We start from the raw sequence: 19,377 nt of genomic DNA, 5'->3' as shown, positions 1-19,377 counted from the left end.
GCCCCGCCAGCCTATCGTTGCCGTTCGCCGGGCGAAACGATGGCCGTCTCGCCGCTTTCGTCGGCGACATTGGTGAAGACGGCGGCGCCGTTCGACATCCGCACCCGGCCTTCCGCCAGAAGCTTCAGCGCGCGCGGATAGAGCCTGTGCTCCATCTTCAACACCCGAGCGCTCAGCGTTTCCTCGGTGTCGCCGATCAGGACCGGCACGGCCGCCTGGGCGATGATCGGCCCGTCATCCATTTCCGGCGTGACGAAATGCACCGTGCAGCCATGGATGCGCACGCCTGTGGCCAGTGCCCGCGCATGGGTGTCGAGGCCACGGAAATTGGGTAGGAGGGCCGGGTGGATGTTGATCATCCGGCCTTTCCATTTCTGCACGAAATCAGGTGTCAGGAGCCGCATATAGCCGGCCAGGCAGACGATTTCCGCCTTCATTTCGGCAAGCGCCTCGTGGATCGCCGCATCATGCGCCTCGCGCCCGTCATAGTCGCGCGCCGAGACCACCTTGGTGGCGATGCCGTGCGTGCCGGCGATTTCCAGCCCGCGCGCATCGGCGCGGTTCGAGACGACGCCGACGATCTCGGCCGGGAAGGAGGGATTGATGGCCGCCGCGATCAGCGACGCCATGTTCGACCCGCGGCCCGAAATCAGCACCGCGACGCGTTTGCGCGCGCGCCTGGTCATAGGGCGAGCTCGCCGCGATAGGTGACGCCGGCGGCCCGCCGCGGGGCGATCTGGCCGAGCATGGTCACTTTTTCGCCCGCCTGCTGGAGCAATGCGGCGATCTGTGCGGCCTCGCCGGAGGCGACGACGGCGATCATGCCGATGCCGCAATTGAAGGTCGACAGCATTTCCGTCTCCGCCACGCCACCGGTCTTGGCGAGCCACGAAAACACCGGCGGCACGTCGATCGCCTCAAGGTCGATCTCGGCCGACAGATGATCGGGCAACACACGTGGAATGTTTTCAGGGAACCCGCCGCCGGTGATGTGCGCCAGGGCCTTGATGCCCCAGGCGGCCTTCAGCGTCGCCAGCAGCGGCTTCACGTAGATGCGGGTCGGCTCCAGAAGCGCCTCTCCCAGCGTGCGGTCCGGCGAGAACGGCGCGCGGTCGCTCCAGTTGAGACCGGCATCGCGCACGATGCGCCGCACCAGCGAGAACCCGTTCGAATGAACGCCCGACGAGGCGAGCCCGAGGATCACGTCGCCCGTGGCGATGTCGCCGGTGGGCAGCAACGCGCCGCGCTCGGCGGCACCCACCGCGAAACCGGCGAGGTCGTAATCATCGCCATGATACATGCCGGGCATTTCCGCCGTCTCGCCGCCGATCAGCGCGCAGCCGGCCTGTGTGCAGCCCGCCGCGATGCCCGAGACGATCTGCGCGCCCTGATCGGGGTCGAGCTTGCCGGTGGCGAAATAGTCGAGGAAGAACAGCGGCTCTGCCCCCTGGACGACCAGGTCGTTGACGCACATGGCGACGAGGTCGATGCCGACCGTATCGTGCTTGTCGGCCTCGATGGCGATTTTCAGCTTGGTGCCGACGCCGTCATTGGCCGCCACCAGGACGGGATCGGAAAAGCCCGCCGCCTTCAGGTCGAACAAGCCGCCGAAGCCGCCGATCTCGCTGTCGGCACCCGGCCGGCGCGTCGCGCGCACCATCGGCTTGATCTTTTCCACCAGCCGGCCGCCGGCGTCGATGTCCACGCCCGCATCGGCATAGGTGAGGCCGTTCTTCTTGTCCTGAGCCATCGTTGTTCTCATCGCCGCATTTTCCCGGCTTCTGACATGAAGGAGCGCCTTCCGCAAGGCGCGAGAGTGCGCCGTCCTTGCCTAATGTCCCCGCTCGGCTCATGTCCGGCTATTGAAACAGCAACGCACTCCCACAATCTGTCAAAGCCTGCGATAACAGTGCGCGGACGTTTCCAGCACCGGCCTGGGATGCAATGCCGGTCATGCTTCGGAGAATATGATTGACTGTCGCCAATGCCATCACCCTCATGCGCTTCTTTCTCGTGCCGGGCGTCGTCTTCGCCTTGCTGACGGGAGAATATGGCTGGGCCTTCGCCGGTTTTCTGGCGGCCGGCATTTCCGATGGCGTCGATGGCTTCATCGCCCGCCATTTCGACCAGCGCACGGAGCTGGGCGCCTATCTTGACCCGATCGCCGACAAACTGCTCCTTGTCAGCGTCTTCGTCGTGCTGGGCTATATGAACGAATTGCCGCTGTGGCTGGTGATCGCCGTGGTCTCGCGCGACGCGCTGATCGTCGGCGGCGTGCTGCTGGCCAATGTGATGGGCCATCCGGTCGCCATGAAGCCGCTGTTTGTCTCCAAGGCCAACACGCTGGCGCAGATCCTGCTCGCCCTGCTGGTGCTGGCCGAACTTGCCTTTTCCTATAGTTCCGGAACGGTGCGCCTGGCATTGTTCATTTCCGTCGGCCTCTTGACCGTGGCTTCCGGGGCGGCCTATCTCGTGGCCTGGATCAAGCATATGGGCGGATATGCCGAAACTGACATCGAGGGACGCTGAGATGCATCGAGCACAACCCGGTGACGGCCCGCCGCCGCGTCCGCTTGGTCGGCACATTGCCTTCTGGCTGATCGCCACCGGCATACTCGGCCTATTCCTCTATGTCTTCAGTTCCATTCTGCTGCCTTTCCTGGCCGGCATGGTGCTGGCGTATTTCCTCGATCCGGTCGCCGACCGCCTGGAGCGCTTCGGCCTGTCGCGCATGGCTGCGACCGTCGTCATCCTGATCTCCTTCCTGGTGCTTCTGGTGCTGGCCCTGATGTTGGTGGTGCCGATCCTCGGCAATCAGCTCGCCGATTTCATCGGCCGCCTGCCGGACTATCTCTCGCGCCTGCAGGCCATGCTGATCGAACTGGAACCCGCCTGGTTCGACAGCGTGCTGAACGGCCAGACGCAGGCCGTACGCGACAATCTGAGCTCGATCCTGGCGCAGGGCACCGGCTTCGTCGCCACGCTGTTCAAATCCGTATGGAGTTCCGGCGTGGCGCTGGTCAATCTGGCCAGCCTGTTCGTCGTCACGCCGGTGGTCGCCTTCTACATGCTGCTCGACTGGGACCGCATGATCGACAGGGTCGACAGCTGGGTGCCGCGCGACAATGTCGAGACGGTGCGCCAGATCGCCCGCGACATCAACGTGGCGACGGCCGGCTTCGTCCGCGGGCAGGGCACGCTGTGCCTGGTGCTTGGCATCTTCTACGCTGTCGGCCTGTCGCTGGTCGGGCTGAATTTCGGCCTGCTGATCGGCCTGTTCGCCGGTCTGATAAGCTTCATCCCCTATGTCGGCTCGCTGGTCGGCCTCGGCCTGTCGATCGGCATCGCCCTGGTCCAGTTCTGGCCCGAATGGTGGTGGGTCGTCGTCGTCGCCGCCATCTTCTTTTCCGGCCAGTTTCTCGAAGGCAACATCCTGCAGCCGAAGCTGGTCGGCAAGAGTGTCGGCCTGCATCCGGTCTGGCTGATGTTCGCCCTGTTCGCCTTCGGTTACCTTTTCGGCTTCGTCGGCCTGCTGATCGCCGTGCCGGCCGCCGCCGCGGTGGCCGTGCTGGTGCGTTTCGCCATCGGTCGCTACATGGCCTCGCCCCTTTATGCCGGGCACGGCGAGCCGCCGCCCCCGGCTCCCACGCCGCGCAAGAAGTGAGGCCGCTCGCCATGCCGCGCCAGCTGCCGTTCGATCTTGCCCCCGGCGAGGCGCTGTCGCGCGATGACCTGGTGGTGACGTCCGCCAACGCGCGCGCTGCCGCCCTGATCGAGAACTGGCCGGCCTGGCCGGCGCCGGTGGTCATCCTGGCCGGCCCGGCCGGTTCGGGGAAAACGCATCTGGCGGCGATCTGGCGCGAGGAGGCCGGCGCGGTCTCGATTGCCGCCGAAGCGATCGGCGCGCGCGAGATCGGCCTGGCCGAGACGCGGCCGATCCTCATCGACAATGCCGACCGGGGCGCCGACCGGGGCAGCCTCGATGAAAACGGCCTGTTCCATCTGATCAACGCGGCGCGCGCCGCCGGCCAGCCGATGCTCTTGACGGCGCGGCGCTTTCCCGGCGCCTGGGGTGTCACGCTGCCCGACCTCCTGTCGCGCCTGAAGGCGGCGGCCACCGTCGAGATCGATGAGCCCGATGACTTGCTTCTGGCCGGCGTCATCACCAAGCTTTTCGCCGATCGCCAGGTCGATGTGGAGCCGCATGTGGTGCAGTATCTGGTGCGCCGCATCGAGCGCTCGCTGTCGAGCGCCATGCGGGCGGTCGACCGGCTCGACCAAGCGGCGCTGGAGCGCAAGTCGCGGATCAGCCGGGCGCTCGCCGCGGAGATCGTCGGCGCGATGGAGGCGGGGCAGGATTCCGCCGGCGCTTGAGGCCTTGCGGAACCAATCGAGGCGGGGACTGTTTTCCTCGGGCAATGACCATGTCCAGGAAAGCGAAAGGATCAGCCCGTGGAGCATCATGAGCCGAAAGAACGCACCACCGTTGTCACCACTGGCGGCGGAGGCGGCGCCGGGTGGTTCATCGCCGGTGGCCTGGTCGTGGCGCTGATCATCGGCGTCGTCCTGTACGCTGGCGGCTTCATCGGCGGCGGCTCGAGCGGCATCACGGTCGACATTCCCGACAAGGTGACCATCGAGGTGCCGAAACCTGCCGAGTAACGCCGTTTGCTCCGCTTCGACGGAAATCTCCAAAAAACGGCCTTGCGCCAAATCCTTGGAGAATATAGGGGTTCTGTCGTTCGGAGCGTAGCGCAGCCTGGTAGCGCATCTGGTTTGGGACCAGAGGGTCGCAGGTTCGAATCCTGCCGCTCCGACCAATCTCCCGGCTGCCGCACTGGCGGGTCGTTTGCAATACGCGTTCTCCGCGTGGGAGAGCGTCGCAAGGAACGAGGTACAGCAAGTGTCCGCGCGCATTTTCAGCCCCGCCAAGACCGCCATGCAGTCCGGCCCGGCCAGGACCGGCTATTGGGTTCTCGAGTTCGAGCCGGAGGCGCCGCGCAAGATCGACCCGTTGATGGGCTACACCGCGTCTGCCGACATGAAAAGCCAGATCCGGCTGACCTTCGAAACGAAGGAAGAAGCCTTGGCCTATGCCGAGAAGAACGGCATTGCCTTCCGGCTCGAGGAGCCGAACAAGCCGAAGCGCCGGCAGGTTTCCTATGCGGAAAATTTCCGCTATGACCGCAAAATCCCGTGGACGCACTGATTGCGGCATCCGCGGTCGCGGTCCCGTAGCTCAGTTGGATAGAGCACCGGCCTTCTAAGCCGATGGTCGCAGGTTCGAGCCCTGCCGGGATCGCCATTGACGATCAAATACATGGATGGAATTTCCCCACGGCTCCTGAATTCTTGAAAATGCCACGTGGGTAACGTTTCGGGTAACGGAAAGCGTGAAACGCGCCGTTGGTTCCGCAATCGTTGTTGCTGCCATCGAGCGCGGTAAAGCTATTGTCTGGCTGCTCTCATCGTCTCGTGAGAACATAAGTTCCAACATGAGAAAGCCCGCCACTGTTTCCAGTAGCGGGCACTAGTGCCTCAAAAATGTTCCGTGTCACATGCCGAGCAGTGCTTTGGCTTCCTCCAGCGCCGCTATAGAACCATCGTGATCGCCGGCATTGTGCAGCTCTTCACCCGTCGCTCTGAGTTCTGTCACGGTCGCCATGTCGGCTTCCGAGAGTGTCGCAGCTGGCAGTGCCGCGTCGATTTCTGCCATTACGGATGGACACATATGGGCCAGGGCGGCTACCGGCGTCATGGCCAGCAGAATTGCAAGTGTCATCGAACGCAACATGGTCGTTTCTCCCTTGCCGGCCTGCGGCTGGGGCCGCGATGGAGACCGGCAAAGAGAGCATATACCGCGCTGCTTTCCCGAGGCAAATCAACATGGGAAAGCGCTCGTCACTGGAAACGGTGACGGTGTTGCGGCAGGTGCCGACCCGGCCGTCGAGCCAGCCATCCGGCGAAAATGCGTCAGCGAAGCACCGATCGTCGCAGCCGATAATTCGGCCGGGCCGATGGCCAGAGTGTTCCAGCCGGGCGCCGTGCCGGACAGGTCGCCGATCGCATGCCCGTCGAAGGCCGGGTTCGCCGCGCCCGCTGGAAGAGCAGCGCTGGCTTTGTCGCGTCAGGAGGCAGCCGCGGCCGCGGCCAGCCCACGGGCCAGGTCGGCTTTCAGGTCGTCGACATCTTCCAGGCCGATCTGCAGGCGGATGACCGGGCCTTCCTTTGGCGCCAGCGCCACCTTGCGGTCTTTCAGCGACACGTGAACGGCCAGGCTTTCGAAACCGCCCCAGGAATAGCCCAGGCCGAAGAAGCGCAGCGCGTTCAGGAAGGCATGCGCCTGGCGTTCGCCGCCGCCGTCGAGCACGATCGAGAAGAGGCCGCTGGCGCCCGAGAAGTCACGCTTCCAGAGGGCATGGCCGGGATGCGATTCAAGGCCCGGATGGAGCACGCGCGCCACACCGGCCTGGCCATCCAGCCAACGGGCCAGCGCGAAGGCGCTTGCCTGGTGCCGTTCGAGGCGCACGCCCATCGTGCGCAGACCGCGCAGCACCTGGTAGACATCGTCCGGTGCAGCACACACGCCGAGCGTCCCGTGAGCGTCCAGCAGGCGCTCCCAGCAGGCCGCGTTGGCGGACACGGTGCCAAGCAGGACGTCCGAATGGCCAGCCGGGTATTTGGTTGCCGCCTGGATGGAAACATCGACCCCATGGTCGAGCGGGCGGTAGAACAGGGGCGTCGCCCAGGTGTTGTCCATCATGACGATGGCGCCGCCCTTGTGCGCCACCTCGACGATGGCCGGGATGTCCTGCATCTCGAACGTGCCGGAGCCCGGCGCCTCGGTCAGGACGACCTTGGTGTTGGGCTGCATCAGCGCCGAGAGGCCTGCGCCGGCCATCGGGTCGTAATAGGTAACCTCGACGCCCAGCCGGACCAGCATCGTATCGGCGAAATGACGCGTCGGATGGTAGACCGAATCGACGATCAGCACGTGATCGCCGGCCGACAGGAAGCCGAGGAGCGGCACGGTGACGGCGGCCAGCCCCGACGGCACGATCACCGTTCCGGCGGCACCCTCCAGCGCATTGACGGCATCGGCGAGCGCGTCCGTCGTCGGCGTGCCACGCGTCCCGTAGGTGTATTTCTGCTGCCGTGACGCCATGGTCTCGGCATCGGGAAACAGGACCGTCGATGCGTGGACGACGGGCGGATTGACGAAGCCGAAGAAGGCGCGCGGATCGTTGCCCATATGGGCAAGCCGCGTGTTCACTCCGACCCGGGTTTCATTTTCGTTGCTCATCGAACCTCGGTGCGTGACGTGGGGCCGCCTGGAGGGGGCCGCGGGGAAGGAAGCCGATCGGCTGGCGAGCGGCAATGAATGAAAATGCTCCAGCGGATGGAACGTGCCGGCGATGGAACGTCATTGTCGACGGCGCGTCAACCGGTGCGGGTGCCGCCGATCCCATCTGGCGCAAGCGTCATTCGCTCTTGACCCAAAGCGAAATATGGCCTTCGATGCACCCAGTGCGTGGGAGAGGAAGCGCGTGGCCGCTTGTCCTAGTGCAACGCTTCAAGTGGAATAAAGGCTTGCATTCATTTCACTTGAAGCAAAGTTGCCCTAGATCATATTTGGTGGCCTGCATATCCCAGTCCAAACCTGTCGGTTTGGCTGGGGCAGGACACTAGGGACCAACGCTCCGCCCGGAGCGTCAGGCTTGGGTCATTCGCCTGCTTCCGCACGACGACCATCAGGGGATAAGCCCGAATACCAGAAAAAAAGGGTTCGTAACTATGAAGACAGTTCTCAAAGCGTTGCTCGGCTCCGCGGTGCTCGCAATGGCGGCCGGGTCGGCTTCCGCCGCCACGCTCGACGACGTGAAGGCAAAGGGCCATGTGCAATGCGGTGTCAGCACGGGTCTCGCCGGCTTCAGCGCGCCGGACGACAAGGGTGAATACACCGGTCTGGACGTGGATTTCTGCCGGGCGATCGCCGCCGCGGTTTTCGACGATCCCAAGGCTGTCCAGTTCTCGCCGCTGTCGGCGAAGGAACGCTTCACCGCCCTGCAGTCGGGCGAAGTCGATGTTTTGTCGCGCAACACCACGTGGACCATCAGCCGCGACACCGCGCTCGGCCTGAATTTTGCTGGCGTCACCTATTATGACGGCCAGGGCTTCATGATCAATTCGAAGAAGCTGCAGGGCATCAGTTCGGCGCTGCAACTGTCCGGCGCCGCCGTCTGCGTGCAGTCCGGCACGACCACCGAGCTCAACCTGGCCGATTACTTCAAGGCCAACAATATGGAATACAATCCGGTCGTCTTCGAAAAACTCGAAGAGGTCAACACGGCCTATGACCAGGGTCGTTGCGACGTCTACACGACCGATCAGTCGGGCCTCTACGCGATCCGCCTGACGCTCAGCAGCCCCGACGACCACATCGTCCTGCCGGAGATCATCTCGAAAGAGCCGCTCGGCCCTGTCGTGCGGCATGGCGACGATCAGTGGCTCGACGTCGTCAAATGGGTCTATTATGCGCAGTTGAACGCCGAGGAACTCGGCGTCAGCCAGGCCAATCTCGAAGAGAGCATGAAGTCGGAAAACCCCGAGATCAAGCGTCTCCTGGGCACCGAGGACGGCGGCAAGCTCGGCGCCGATCTGGGTCTGACGAATGATTGGGCCGCCCGGGTCATCAAGCATGTCGGAAACTATGGCGAGATGTTCGAGCGCAATGTCGGCGCCGACAGCCCGCTGAAGATTTCCCGCGGCATCAACGCCCTGTGGACGAAGGGCGGCCTGCAGTACGGCATGCCGATCCGCTGAGGAAACCGGTCCGCAAACCATCGCCGGTTTGCGGACCGCCCAAGCATGGATCGAAACGGCGGCTCGCGCCCTGAGCCTGTAAGAGCACAAGAGGGTGGAAGCCGCCGCGCATGACCGTCAATGCGATGCGCGCAAGGCGGGATTGACCGCTTTGCGCCATCCCTGGTGAGGAAAGCCATGGCCACCCAGCAAACCATTGCGGAGGGCGCGGCGCCTCGTGTGCCGCTGCTCTATGATCCGCGTGTGCGAGGCATCGCCTACCAAATACTCGTCTTCGTCGGACTGTTCGCCTTTGTCTACTGGATCATCGGCAACACCACTGCCAATCTCCAGCGTGCCAACATCGCCTCAGGCTTCGGCTTCCTGCAGGGACGCGCCGGCTTCGACATCGGCGACAGCCTGGTCGCCTACAGCTCCGATTCGACCTATGGGCGCGCGCTGTATGTCGGCTTCCTGAACACGCTCCGCGTCGCCATTCTCGGCATCATCACGGCGACCATCGTCGGGTTCGTCATCGGCATTGGCCGCTTATCGAAGAACTGGCTGATCAACAGGATCTGCCTCGTCTATGTCGAGGTGTTCCGCAACATCCCCCCGCTGCTGGTCATCTTCTTCTGGTATTTCGGCGTCTTGTCCGTTCTCCCGCTGCCGCGCGATTCGATCGAGTTGCCCTTCGGCTCTTATCTCAACAGCCGCGGTTTCTATTTTCCAAAATTCCTCTGGGGCGAGGGGGCCGGCCTCATCGCGCTGGCCCTGGGCCTGGCGCTGGTGTTCATCTGGTTCGTCCGCCGCTGGGCGGCCAAGCGGCAGGCGGCGACCGGCGACCGGTTTCCGGTCTTATGGACCTCGCTCGGCCTGCTGATCGGCTTGCCGCTCCTGGCGTTCGTCGTCACTGGCTTTCCGCTGAGCTTCCAGTTTCCGGCGCTGTCGACCTTCAATCTGCAAGGCGGCATACAGGTCAGACCGGAATTTCTCTCGCTGTATCTCGCCCTGTCCTTCTATACGGCGGCCTTCATCGCCGAGATCGTCCGCGCCGGCGTGCTCGGCGTCAGCCATGGCCAGAGCGAAGCCGCGCACGCGCTTGGCCTGCGCAATCGGCCGACCCTGCGCCTGGTGGTCATCCCGCAGGCGCTGCGCATCATCATCCCGCCCCTGACCAGCCAGTATCTCAACCTGACGAAGAACTCCTCGCTGGCCGTCGCCATCGGCTATCCGGATCTGGTCGCCACCGGCGGCACGACGCTCAACCAGACCGGTCAGGCGATCGAGATCGTCGCCATCTGGCTGATCGTCTATCTGGGCCTCAGTCTCGCCACCGCCGCATTCATGAACTGGTACAACGCGCGCAAGGCGCTGGTGGAGCGATAGGATGCAGGAACACGACCTTTCTTTCGTCCGCGCGGAGATGGTGGCCAGCCAGGCCCCGCCGGTGGCCGAGCACGGCCTGGTTCCGTGGCTGCGCAAGAACATGTTCGCCAATGTGGTCGACACGATCTTCTCGCTGCTCGGCATCGCCCTGGTGTTCATGATCGTCCCGCCGCTGGTGCAATGGGCCTTCATCAACGCGCAATGGACCGGCAGCGACCGGACCGCCTGTGCCACGCTGGCCCAGGGCGGCCTGCAGCCGGATGGCTGGTCGGGTGCCTGCTGGGCGTTCGTCGATGCCAAGTTCCAGCAGTTCATGTTCGGCCGCTACCCGTCCGCCGAGCGCTGGCGCGTTTATCTGACGGGCTTCCTGTTCGTCGCGCTCCTCGTGCCGATGCTGGTTCCGCGCGTACCGCGCAAGGGGCTGAACGCGCTGCTGCTGTTTGTCATCTTCCCGGTGGTCGGCTTCTTCCTCCTGTCGGGCGGTGCCTTCGGCCTCAAGCCGGTGGCGACGCCCCTGTGGGGCGGATTGATGGTGACGCTGGTGCTTGCCTATGTCGGTATCAGCGTATCGCTGCCGCTCGGCATCCTTCTGGCGCTCGGCCGGCGTTCGCACATGCCCGTGGTCAAGCTCGTCTGCGTCGTCTTCATCGAGACCATGCGCGGCGTGCCGCTGATCACCATCCTGTTCATGGCCAGCGTCATGCTGCCACTGTTCCTGCCGCCCGGCACCAGCTTCGACAAGCTGCTGCGCGCCCTGATCGGCGTCGCCCTGTTCGCCTCGGCCTATATGGCGGAAGTCATTCGCGGCGGCCTGCAGGCGATCCCCAAGGGCCAGTACGAGGGCGCCGACGCGCTCGGTCTGAGCTATTGGAAGAAGACCAATCTGATCGTTCTTCCACAAGCCATAAAACTGGTTATTCCGGGCATCGTGAACACCTTCATAGGCTTGTTCAAGGACACGAGCCTGGTCTACATCATCGGTATGTTCGACCTGCTTGGCGCGGTTCGCCAGAACTTCTCGGATGCCAATTGGGCGTCTCCCCAGACGCCGATCACCGGCCTTGTTTTTGCCGGCTTTGTCTTCTGGCTGTTCTGCTTCGGCATGTCACGCTATTCGATCTTCATGGAACGCCGGCTCGACACCGGTCACAAACGCTAGTGGTCTGACCGAAACAGATGGTACCCATCTGTTTCGATAAGTCAGCCCACAAGCTATTGCGGAAAAACAATGAGATAGGCCACAAGGCTGAAGGGGAATCCAGATGGCACCACAAAACGCAGTCAAGGCCGAGGAGCTTCACGCCAATCGCGGCAAGATGCACATCTCCGATACCGACGTGGCGATCGAGATCGTCGACATGCACAAATGGTATGGCGATTTCCATGTCCTGAAGGACATCAACCTGAAGGTGATGCGCGGCGAGCGCATCGTCGTGTGCGGCCCGTCCGGGTCGGGAAAATCGACGATGATTCGCTGCATCAACCGGCTCGAGGAGCACCAGAAGGGCAAGATCGTCGTCGACGGCATCGAACTGACCAACGATCTTAAGAAGATCGACGAGGTGCGCCGCGAAGTGGGCATGGTGTTCCAGCACTTCAACCTGTTCCCGCATCTGACCATCCTGGAGAACTGCACGCTGGCGCCGATCTGGGTGCGCAAGACGCCGAAGAAGGAAGCCGAGCGCGCGGCGATGCACTTCCTCGAACGCGTCAAGATACCCGAGCAGGCGCACAAATATCCGGGCCAGCTTTCCGGCGGCCAGCAGCAGCGCGTGGCGATTGCCCGCGCCCTGTGCATGAACCCGCGCATCATGCTGTTCGACGAGCCCACTTCGGCGCTCGATCCGGAGATGATCAAGGAAGTGCTCGACACCATGGTCGACCTGGCCGAGGAGGGCATGACCATGATCTGCGTCACCCACGAGATGGGCTTTGCCCGCCAGGTGGCCAACCGGGTGATCTTCATGGATCAGGGGCAGATCGTCGAGCAGAACACGCCGGCCGAGTTCTTCGACCACCCGCAGCACGAGCGCACGAAACTGTTCCTGTCGCAGATCCTGCACTGAGCTACAGAGCCGTGCGTGGTTCGACAAGCTCACCATGAGGGGGGTATGGTTGCAAGAAAACCACCCGCAACGTCGCGGAACCAGTCTCCCTGCCAAGTCCACCCCCCCCTCATGGTGAGCTTGTCGAACCACGCACCGGGCCGATGCGCTATAGCATTTTGCAGTCAGGTGGAATCACCTGACGTCCGCATAGATGCGGAAAAACAATGAGATAGAACGGTTCAGCGTTTCTATGAAATGCTGAACCGGTCTAGGCGAGATTGCCTGAGTCCTGTGGACAATTACCCGTCCAGTTCCGCCTCGGCGTCGAATCCGTACAACCAGTCGAAATCGGCCATCAGCGCGGTTTCGTCGCGTTTCCTGAGGATCAGGTCGCGCGCCAGCGCCACCGGCCCGCCCGCATGCCAGACGAAGCGGTTGAACCGGCCGCGCCGCGCCACCTGCGCCATGCGCGGTTTGCGGATGCGCTGATAGGCCGAAAGCGCCACCGGCATGTTGTCGCGGTGCCGCGCCAAAAGGGCCGCCAGCGTTGCTGCGTCCTCGATCGCCATGGCTGCGCCCTGCGCGGCGAAGGGCGGCACCGCATGGGCCGCATCGCCGATGAGCGCCACCCTGTCGCCGTGGATCCAGGGGGCGCCTGGATGCGCGGCGTGGATCGGCCACACGGTCCACGAAGGCACCGTGTCGATCAATGGCAGAAGGGCCGTTTCCGCCATCGCATCCCTGAGCGGTGCGTCGCTCGCTTCCTGCGCCCAATCCTGCCGCATCGCCTGCCGCGTGGCTTCGCCGCGGGTGAAGGCCACGAGATTGAGCTCCCGTCCGCCGCTCACCGGATAGGCGATGAGGTGGAAACGCGGGTGCATGAACGCCGTCACCGTATCGGCCACCGCGAGTGCTTCGCCCGCCTTGTCGCGCGGCAGCGTCGTGCGCCATGCCAGATGGCCGGTGAAGCGGCTGCCCGCCGCGGCGCTGGCGGTCCGTCGCAGGCGCGACCACACGCCGTCGGCGGCGATCAGCAAGGGGGCATCGGCCTGTTCGCTGATCCAGCCGCGCGTGATGCGCGCCCTGACGCCGTCTTCGGTGAGCTCGGCGTCCTCGACGGCCGTGCCCGTGACGAGCTCGATGCCGCGCTGCCGGCGCACCAGGCTGATGAGCGCCGCCTGCAGGTCGGCGCGGTGCGCCACCAGATAAGGCGCCCCCCAGCGCCTTTCGGCGACCGCGCCAAGCGGCACCCGGGCGACGCGTTCGAGCGTCGCCGCATTCCTCAATTCGACTGCCAGCGGGCGCACGGCGCGCGGCGCAAGGACGTCCAGAACGCCGAGGCGATCCAGGATGCGCGTTGCATTGGGGGAAAGCTGCAGCCCGGCGCCGACCTCGCGCAACAGGGGTTCGCGCTCATAGATGCGGGCGCGGAACCCGTGCCGGGCCAGTGCCAGCGCCATCGTCAGGCCGGCGATGCCTGCCCCGGCGATGAGGACGGCCGGTCTTTCCGCCACCGGTCGCTAGGCCGCTTCCTCGAACAGACAGCCTTCCGGCCGGGTGAGGGCGGCTCCGAGCGCCGCATTGTAGCGGTAGAGCGTCGAGCAATAGGGACAGACACGCTCGGTCTCGTCACCCATGTCGATATACACATGCGGATGGTCGTTGGGCGGGTTGGCGCCGACGCACATGAACTCCTTGACGCCGATCTCGATGGCGCTGTGGCCGTCCGTGTTCTGGAAATGGGGAATGGCCGATCCTGCCATCATCGTCTCCCGCTTTGCACGCGTTGGAAGTTGCTTGCGTTTGTAGCATAAACCGCATCTTTGCAAGCCTGTGATATGAAACTGTCGCAAAACCCTGTCACCAGATAGGATGACTGGCCGACAACCACAGCCAGCGCATTTTGCAGTCAGGCGGAATCACCTGACGTACGCACAAATGCAGGAAAACAAGCGATAGACTGGTTCAGCGCTGAACCAGTCCATCGCATGCAAAAGGGGCGCGAGCGAGACCATGAGCGAACTAAAACCGGTTCAGACCGAATTCGCCGTCGATACGGGGCCGGCGGGCGAGATCGCCGTTGCGAGCCCGGACCGCTTCGTCAATCGCGAGTTTTCCTGGCTGCAGTTCAATCGTCGCGTGCTCGACGAGGCGCAGAATCCGAACCATCCGCTGCTCGAAAGGCTGCGCTTCCTGTCCATCTCGGCCGACAATCTGGACGAATTCTTCATGGTTCGCGTGGCGGGCCTGGCCGGCCAGGTGCGCGAGCACATCGCCACCCGCAGCGCCGATGGCCGCACGCCGGAAGAGCAGCTCGAGCAGATCCTGCGCGAGGTCGGCCGGCTGCAGATCGACCAGCATGCCAGCCTGACGGCGCTGCTGGCGCTGCTGAGCAAGGAAGACATAGATCTGGTGCGCCCCGACGCCTTGAATCAACCTGACATGAAATGGCTGGAAAACCATTTCATGGAAACGATTTTTCCGGTTCTGACGCCGCTGTCGATCGACCCGGCGCATCCGTTCCCGTTCATCCCCAATCTCGGCTTCTCCATGGCGCTCGAACTGCAGCATGAGGGCGAGTTGGAGACGATGACGGCGCTGTTGCGCCTGCCGGTGGCGCTGAAGCGTTTCATCCAGTTGCCCGAGCGCGGCCGCGCCGTGCGCTTCATCACGCTGGAAGATGCGGTCAAGCTGTTCATCGGCAAGTTGTTCCCGCGCTACCAGGTGATAGGCTCCGGCACGTTCCGCATCATCCGCGACAGCGACATCGAGGTCGAGGAAGAAGCGGAGGACCTGGTCCGCCTGTTTGAATCGGCCCTGAAGCGCCGCCGCCGCGGTTCGGTGATCCGCATCGAGTTCGACAACGAGATCCCCGAGGGTTTGCGTCATTTCGTCGCCGGTGAGCTGGGTGTCGCCGAGACGCGCATCACCGTTCTGCAGCGGCCATTGGCCATCAACCAGATTTCCGAGATCGTCAAACTGCCGCGCGACGACCTGCTTTTCGCGCCTTACAATCCGCGCTTCCCAGAGCGGATTCGCGAGCACAATGGCGATTGCTTCGCCGCCATCCGCGAGAAGGACATCATCGTCCACCACCCTTATGAATCCTTCGACGTGGTGGTGCAGTTCCTGCGCCAGGCCTCGCAGGATCCCGAAGTGGTGGCGATCAAGCAGACGCTCTACCGCACCTCGAACGACAGCCCAATCGTGCGCGCCCTGATCGAGGCCTCGGAGGCCGGCAAATCGGTAACCGCGCTGGTCGAACTGAAGGCCCGCTTCGACGAGGAGGCCAACATCCGCTGGGCGCGCGACCTGGAGCGCGCCGGCGTGCAGGTGGTTTTCGGCTTCATCGAGTTGAAGACGCACGCCAAGATGTCGCTGGTGGTGCGCCGCGAGGAGGGCAAGCTGCGCAATTACTGCCACCTGGGCACCGGCAACTATCACCCCATCACCGCGCGCATCTATACGGACCTGTCCTATTTCACCTGCAATCCGGAAATCGCCCGCGACATGGCGCAGGTGTTCAACTTCATCACCGGCTATGCCGAGCCCGACGGCGAGATGCGGCTGGCCATCTCGCCGTTCTCGCTGCGCAACCGGCTGCTCGACCACATTCGCGCCGAAATCGACCATGCGCGCGCCGGCCGTCCGGCGCAGATCTGGATGAAGATGAATTCGCTGGTCGATCCGGCCGTCATCGATGCGCTGTACGAGGCGGGGCAGGCGGGCGTCGAGATCGACCTGGTGGTGCGCGGCATCTGCTGCCTGCGTCCGCAAGTTCCGGGCCTGTCGGAACGCATTCGCGTCAAGTCCATCGTCGGCCGCTTCCTCGAGCACAGCCGAATCTATTGCTTCGGCAATGGCCATGGCCTGCCGTCCGACGAGGCGGTGATTTACATTTCTTCCGCCGACATCATGCCGCGCAACCTCGACCGGCGCGTGGAAACCATGGTGCCGATCACCAATCCGACCGTGCATGAGCAGGTTCTGGGGCAGATCATGCTCGGAAACATCATGGACAACCAGCAAAGCTTTGAAGTATTGCCGGATGGCACCTCGCGACGCATGATGCCCGACGAGGGAGAGGAACCGTTCAACGCTCAGGAATATTTTATGACCAATCCGAGCCTATCCGGTCGCGGCAATGCCTTGAAATCCCATGCGCCCAGGCGGATCGCTGCGTTCAAGAAGCGCAAGAAGCTGGACGCCGGGGTCCATCCCGCTGCGGATTGACGAGCACTTTCGTTTGGGTATTGCCGCATCTCAAGGCCGTCTTCAGGACCGCCGCCCCGTCTCTGTGATCGACATCGGGTCCAACTCCATACGCCTCGTGATCTATGAGGGTGTGGCCCGTGCGCCGACCATGCTGTTCAACGAAAAGATGCTCGCCGGTCTGGGCAAGGGCATCGTCACGACCGGGGAACTGGACCCCGAGGGCGTGACCCGCGCCGTGGCCGAATTTCGCCGCTTCCGCGCCCTGTCGGAACAGGCGGGCGCGCAAGCCCTGCACGTGCTGGCGACGGCGGCGGCGCGCGAAGCGCGCAACGGCCCGGATTTCATCCATCGCGCCGAGGACATTCTTGGCACGGAGATCCATGTCCTGTCCGGCCGCGAGGAGGCCAGGTACTCGGCCTATGGTGTCATGTCCGGTTTTCATAAGCCCGATGGCATCGTCGGCGATCTGGGCGGCGGCAGCCTCGAACTGGTTGCCGTCGAGGACCGGTCGATGGGCGACGGCATCACATTGCCGCTCGGCGGGTTGCGGCTGCGTGAAATGGCGGGCAATTCGGTTTCGAAGGCTGCCCGCATCGCCCGCAAGGAGCTGGCGCGCGCCGATTGGCTGAAGGAGGGGGCAGGGCGGCCGTTCTATTGCGTCGGCGGCACCTGGCGTAACCTTGCCCGTCTGCACATGCTCGAAACCGGCTATCCGCTCGAAGTCATGCACCATTACGAGCTCGGCATCGAGCAGTCGGCCGATTTCCTGAAACGCGTCGCCGCCGGCGCCGACAAGATGGCGAGCATCGAACGCATCTCGAAGAACCGCCGGGCGCTTTTGCCCTATGGCGCTGCGGTTCTGCTGGAGATCATCAGCGCGGCCCAGCCGTCGCGCATCATTTTTTCCGCGCTCGGCGTGCGCGAGGGCTATCTCTATTCGCTCCTGTCGGAGGAGGAACGCGCCAAGGATCCGCTCGTTTCGGCGGCCGAGGAATTGGCCATACTGCGCTCGCGCTCGGTCACCCACGCGCGCGAACTGGCCGCGTGGAGTGGAACCGCCTTCGAAGCGCTCGGCATCGAGGAGACGGAGGAGGAGGCGCGTTACCGGGTGGCCGCCTGTCTGCTGGCCGATATAGGCTGGCGCGCCCATCCCGAATATCGCGGCATCCAGTCGCTCAACATCATTGCGCACGGGTCGTTTATCGGCATCGACCATCCGGGCCGCGCCTTCATCGCGCTGGCCAATCTGTTCCGTCACGAAGGATTGTTCAACGACGCGTTGTCACCGCAGATGCGTGAGCTGGCCACGCCCCGCTATGTCGAACGCGCCCGCCTTCTGGGTGGCTTGTTGCGTGTCGTCTATCTGTTGACCGCATCGATGCCTGGCATCATCCCGCAGCTGAAGTGGGAAAAGCGCGACGACGGCACGACAGCGCTGATCATACCGGCCACGCACGCCGCCCTGATGGGCGAACGTCCGGTGGGCCGCATGGCGCATCTGGCCAAGGTGACGGGCCGCAACCTGACGCTGGCGGTCGAGGGGCAATAGAGCATTTTGCAGTCAGGTGGTTCCACCTGACGTCCGCATAAATGCGAAAGAACAATGAGATGGAGCGGGGCAACGTTTCCATGAAACGCTGAACCGGGCTGCAGCATTTTGCAGTCGGTGGTTCCGCCTGACGTCCGCATAAATGCGGAAGAACAAAGAGATGGAGCGGCCGGCTATTCCGCCGCCTGCACTGTCTTCCCCTCTGGATCGAACACTTCCACTCTGCGCTTGTTGAAGCGCAGGGCGAGTTCGCCGCGCACCAGTTTCAGCGCTTCCTCGCCGAACACTTCGCGCCGCCAGCCGGACATGGCCGGCACGTCGGCCGCCGCGCCATCGGCGGCGATACGTTCGATGTCGTCGCTTGAGGCGAGCATTTTCGCCGCCACGCCCTGCCGGTCCGCCACCAGTTTCAGCAGAACCTTCAGCAGTTCGGCGGCGGCCGCAGCCCCTTCTGGCGCCTGTGACGGGCGCGGCAGACGGGGCAGTTCTTCCTTTGGCAGTGCAAGGGCCCTGGCGACGGCGCCAAGCAGTCCGGCCGCTCCCGACGAACGCTCCCAGCCGCGCGGAATGGTGCGCAGCCGGCCAAGCGCTTCCGTATCGCGGGGCTGCTGCTGCGCGACCTCGTAGATCGCATCGTCCTTGATGACACGGCCACGCGGCACGTTGCGCTCGCGCGCTTCATATTCGCGCCAGGTCGCCACCTGCTGCAGCACTGCCAGCTCGATCGGCTTCTTGACCCTGAGCTTGAGCCGTTTCCAGGCGTCGTCGGGATGCGGATCATAGGTTTCCTGCGCTGTCAGGACCGCCATTTCCTCGTTCAGCCAATGGGCGCGGCCCTCGCGCGCCAATTCTTCCCTCAAATGCTCGTAGACGTCGATCAGATGTGTCACATCGGCCAGCGCATAGCTCAGCTGCTTGTCGGTCAGCGGACGGCGACGCCAGTCGGTGAAGCGCGAGGATTTGTCGATCTGTGCGCCGGTGATTCTCGAAACCAGCTGGTCGTAGGAGATGCTGTCGCCGAAACCACACACCGTCGCCGCGACCTGGCTGTCGAAGACCGGGTGCGGAATAAGCCCGCCCAGGTGGAAGACGATCTCGATGTCCTGGCGCGCGGCGTGAAACACCTTCGTCACCCGCTCATCCGTCATCAGATCGAAGAACGGCTTGAGGTCGATGTCCTTGGACAGCGGGTCGACCAGCGCCGTCACGCCGGGGGCGGCCAGCTGGATCAGGCACAATTCCGGCCAGAAGGTCGTCTCGCGGATGAACTCCGTATCGACGGTGACGAAATCGGATTTCCTGAGTTCGGCGATGGCCGCGTCGAGGTCTTGTTGCTTCGTAATCAGATCCATTCTGCTTCTTTAGGTCATGCGG

Annotated in this window: 18 protein-coding genes and 2 tRNA genes; 13 read left to right on the top strand and 7 right to left on the bottom strand. The window is 63.8% G+C overall.

The genetic code is table 11. The annotated features are described in order from the left end of the window. Window positions 1-11 precede the first annotated feature (11 nt). Both purN and purM read right to left on the bottom strand, forming a co-directional pair. A complete protein-coding gene (gene purN, locus AB843_RS15085; protein WP_048647692.1) occupies window positions 12-686 on the bottom strand; it encodes a phosphoribosylglycinamide formyltransferase in 675 nt (224 codons plus the stop codon). Then, window positions 683-1,750: a phosphoribosylformylglycinamidine cyclo-ligase gene (gene purM / locus AB843_RS15080; RefSeq protein WP_048647691.1), complete on the bottom strand. Its 1,068-nt coding sequence runs from the start codon at window positions 1,748-1,750 to the stop codon at window positions 683-685. The genes purN and purM overlap by 4 nt, the downstream gene beginning before the upstream one ends. Window positions 1,751-1,971: 221 nt before the next feature. On the opposite strand from purM, the gene AB843_RS15075 reads away from it, so the two are divergent. The 7 genes from AB843_RS15075 (at window position 1,972) to AB843_RS15045 (ending at window position 5,305) form a co-directional block, all read left to right on the top strand. Continuing rightward, window positions 1,972-2,529 (top strand): CDP-alcohol phosphatidyltransferase family protein, encoded by a 558-nt coding sequence (locus tag AB843_RS15075; RefSeq protein WP_048647690.1) that lies wholly within the window; start codon window positions 1,972-1,974, stop codon window positions 2,527-2,529. 1 nt (window position 2,530) lies between these two features. Beyond that, a complete protein-coding gene (locus AB843_RS15070; RefSeq protein WP_048647689.1) occupies window positions 2,531-3,664 on the top strand; it encodes an AI-2E family transporter in 1,134 nt (377 codons plus the stop codon). Window positions 3,665-3,675: 11 nt separating this feature from the next. Then, complete coding sequence (gene hdaA, locus AB843_RS15065; protein ID WP_048647688.1) at window positions 3,676-4,374, top strand: DnaA regulatory inactivator HdaA; 699 nt, start codon at window positions 3,676-3,678, stop codon at window positions 4,372-4,374. A 78-nt stretch (window positions 4,375-4,452) separates the two neighbouring features. Further along, complete coding sequence (locus AB843_RS15060; RefSeq protein ID WP_048647687.1) at window positions 4,453-4,662, top strand: hypothetical protein; 210 nt, start codon at window positions 4,453-4,455, stop codon at window positions 4,660-4,662. A gap of 81 nt (window positions 4,663-4,743) precedes the next feature. Next, a tRNA-Pro gene (locus tag AB843_RS15055) sits at window positions 4,744-4,820 on the top strand. A gap of 83 nt (window positions 4,821-4,903) precedes the next feature. After that, window positions 4,904-5,209 carry an ETC complex I subunit gene (locus tag AB843_RS15050; protein WP_048647797.1) on the top strand — a complete coding sequence of 102 codons (306 nt, stop codon included), beginning with the start codon at window positions 4,904-4,906 and terminating at the stop codon, window positions 5,207-5,209. Window positions 5,210-5,228: 19 nt separating this feature from the next. Further along, window positions 5,229-5,305, top strand: a tRNA-Arg gene (locus AB843_RS15045). A 249-nt stretch (window positions 5,306-5,554) separates the two neighbouring features. Here the strand turns inward: AB843_RS15045 and AB843_RS15040 are convergent. Both AB843_RS15040 and AB843_RS15035 read right to left on the bottom strand, forming a co-directional pair. Continuing rightward, a complete protein-coding gene (locus AB843_RS15040; protein WP_048647686.1) occupies window positions 5,555-5,794 on the bottom strand; it encodes a hypothetical protein in 240 nt (79 codons plus the stop codon). A gap of 333 nt (window positions 5,795-6,127) precedes the next feature. Continuing rightward, window positions 6,128-7,303, bottom strand: coding sequence for a cystathionine beta-lyase (locus tag AB843_RS15035; RefSeq protein WP_048647685.1), 1,176 nt, complete (start codon window positions 7,301-7,303; stop codon window positions 6,128-6,130). 491 nt (window positions 7,304-7,794) lie between these two features. Between AB843_RS15035 and AB843_RS15030 the strand changes: the two genes are divergently transcribed. The 4 genes from AB843_RS15030 (at window position 7,795) to AB843_RS15015 (ending at window position 12,257) form a co-directional block, all read left to right on the top strand. Beyond that, on the top strand, window positions 7,795-8,823 hold the full coding sequence (locus AB843_RS15030) for an amino acid ABC transporter substrate-binding protein (protein ID WP_048647684.1): 1,029 nt from the start codon (window positions 7,795-7,797) through the stop codon (window positions 8,821-8,823). Between the two features lie 177 nt (window positions 8,824-9,000). Then, complete coding sequence (locus tag AB843_RS15025; protein ID WP_048647683.1) at window positions 9,001-10,191, top strand: amino acid ABC transporter permease; 1,191 nt, start codon at window positions 9,001-9,003, stop codon at window positions 10,189-10,191. A 1-nt stretch (window position 10,192) separates the two neighbouring features. Beyond that, entirely contained in the window at window positions 10,193-11,350 is a 1,158-nt protein-coding gene (locus AB843_RS15020; protein ID WP_048647682.1) for an amino acid ABC transporter permease, read from the top strand. A 103-nt stretch (window positions 11,351-11,453) separates the two neighbouring features. Next, window positions 11,454-12,257: an amino acid ABC transporter ATP-binding protein gene (locus tag AB843_RS15015; protein WP_048647681.1), complete on the top strand. Its 804-nt coding sequence runs from the start codon at window positions 11,454-11,456 to the stop codon at window positions 12,255-12,257. Between the two features lie 281 nt (window positions 12,258-12,538). Here AB843_RS15015 and AB843_RS15010 read toward each other — a convergent pair whose 3' ends face one another. Beyond that, window positions 12,539-13,753: an FAD-dependent monooxygenase gene (locus AB843_RS15010; RefSeq protein ID WP_082143849.1), complete on the bottom strand. Its 1,215-nt coding sequence runs from the start codon at window positions 13,751-13,753 to the stop codon at window positions 12,539-12,541. A 6-nt stretch (window positions 13,754-13,759) separates the two neighbouring features. Next, complete coding sequence (locus tag AB843_RS15005; protein ID WP_048647795.1) at window positions 13,760-14,002, bottom strand: zinc-finger domain-containing protein; 243 nt, start codon at window positions 14,000-14,002, stop codon at window positions 13,760-13,762. Window positions 14,003-14,252: 250 nt separating this feature from the next. Here AB843_RS15005 and AB843_RS15000 point away from each other — a divergent pair, with 250 nt between their 5' ends. Both AB843_RS15000 and ppx read left to right on the top strand, forming a co-directional pair. Further along, window positions 14,253-16,472, top strand: coding sequence for an RNA degradosome polyphosphate kinase (locus AB843_RS15000; RefSeq protein ID WP_048647680.1), 2,220 nt, complete (start codon window positions 14,253-14,255; stop codon window positions 16,470-16,472). 13 nt (window positions 16,473-16,485) lie between these two features. Further along, complete coding sequence (gene ppx / locus AB843_RS14995; protein ID WP_048647679.1) at window positions 16,486-18,003, top strand: exopolyphosphatase; 1,518 nt, start codon at window positions 16,486-16,488, stop codon at window positions 18,001-18,003. A 173-nt stretch (window positions 18,004-18,176) separates the two neighbouring features. Here ppx and rnd read toward each other — a convergent pair whose 3' ends face one another. Next, window positions 18,177-19,355, bottom strand: a complete 1,179-nt coding sequence (gene rnd / locus AB843_RS14990) for a ribonuclease D (RefSeq protein ID WP_048647678.1) — start codon at window positions 19,353-19,355, stop codon at window positions 18,177-18,179. Between the last annotated feature and the right edge of the window lie 22 nt (window positions 19,356-19,377).

It is taken from the genome of Nitratireductor soli, assembly GCF_001050155.1.
Classification (GTDB): Bacteria; Pseudomonadota; Alphaproteobacteria; order Rhizobiales; family Rhizobiaceae; genus Nitratireductor; species Nitratireductor soli.
The sequence above is the reverse complement of the archived record's forward strand: the minus strand, read 5'-3'. Positions and strand labels throughout refer to the sequence as shown.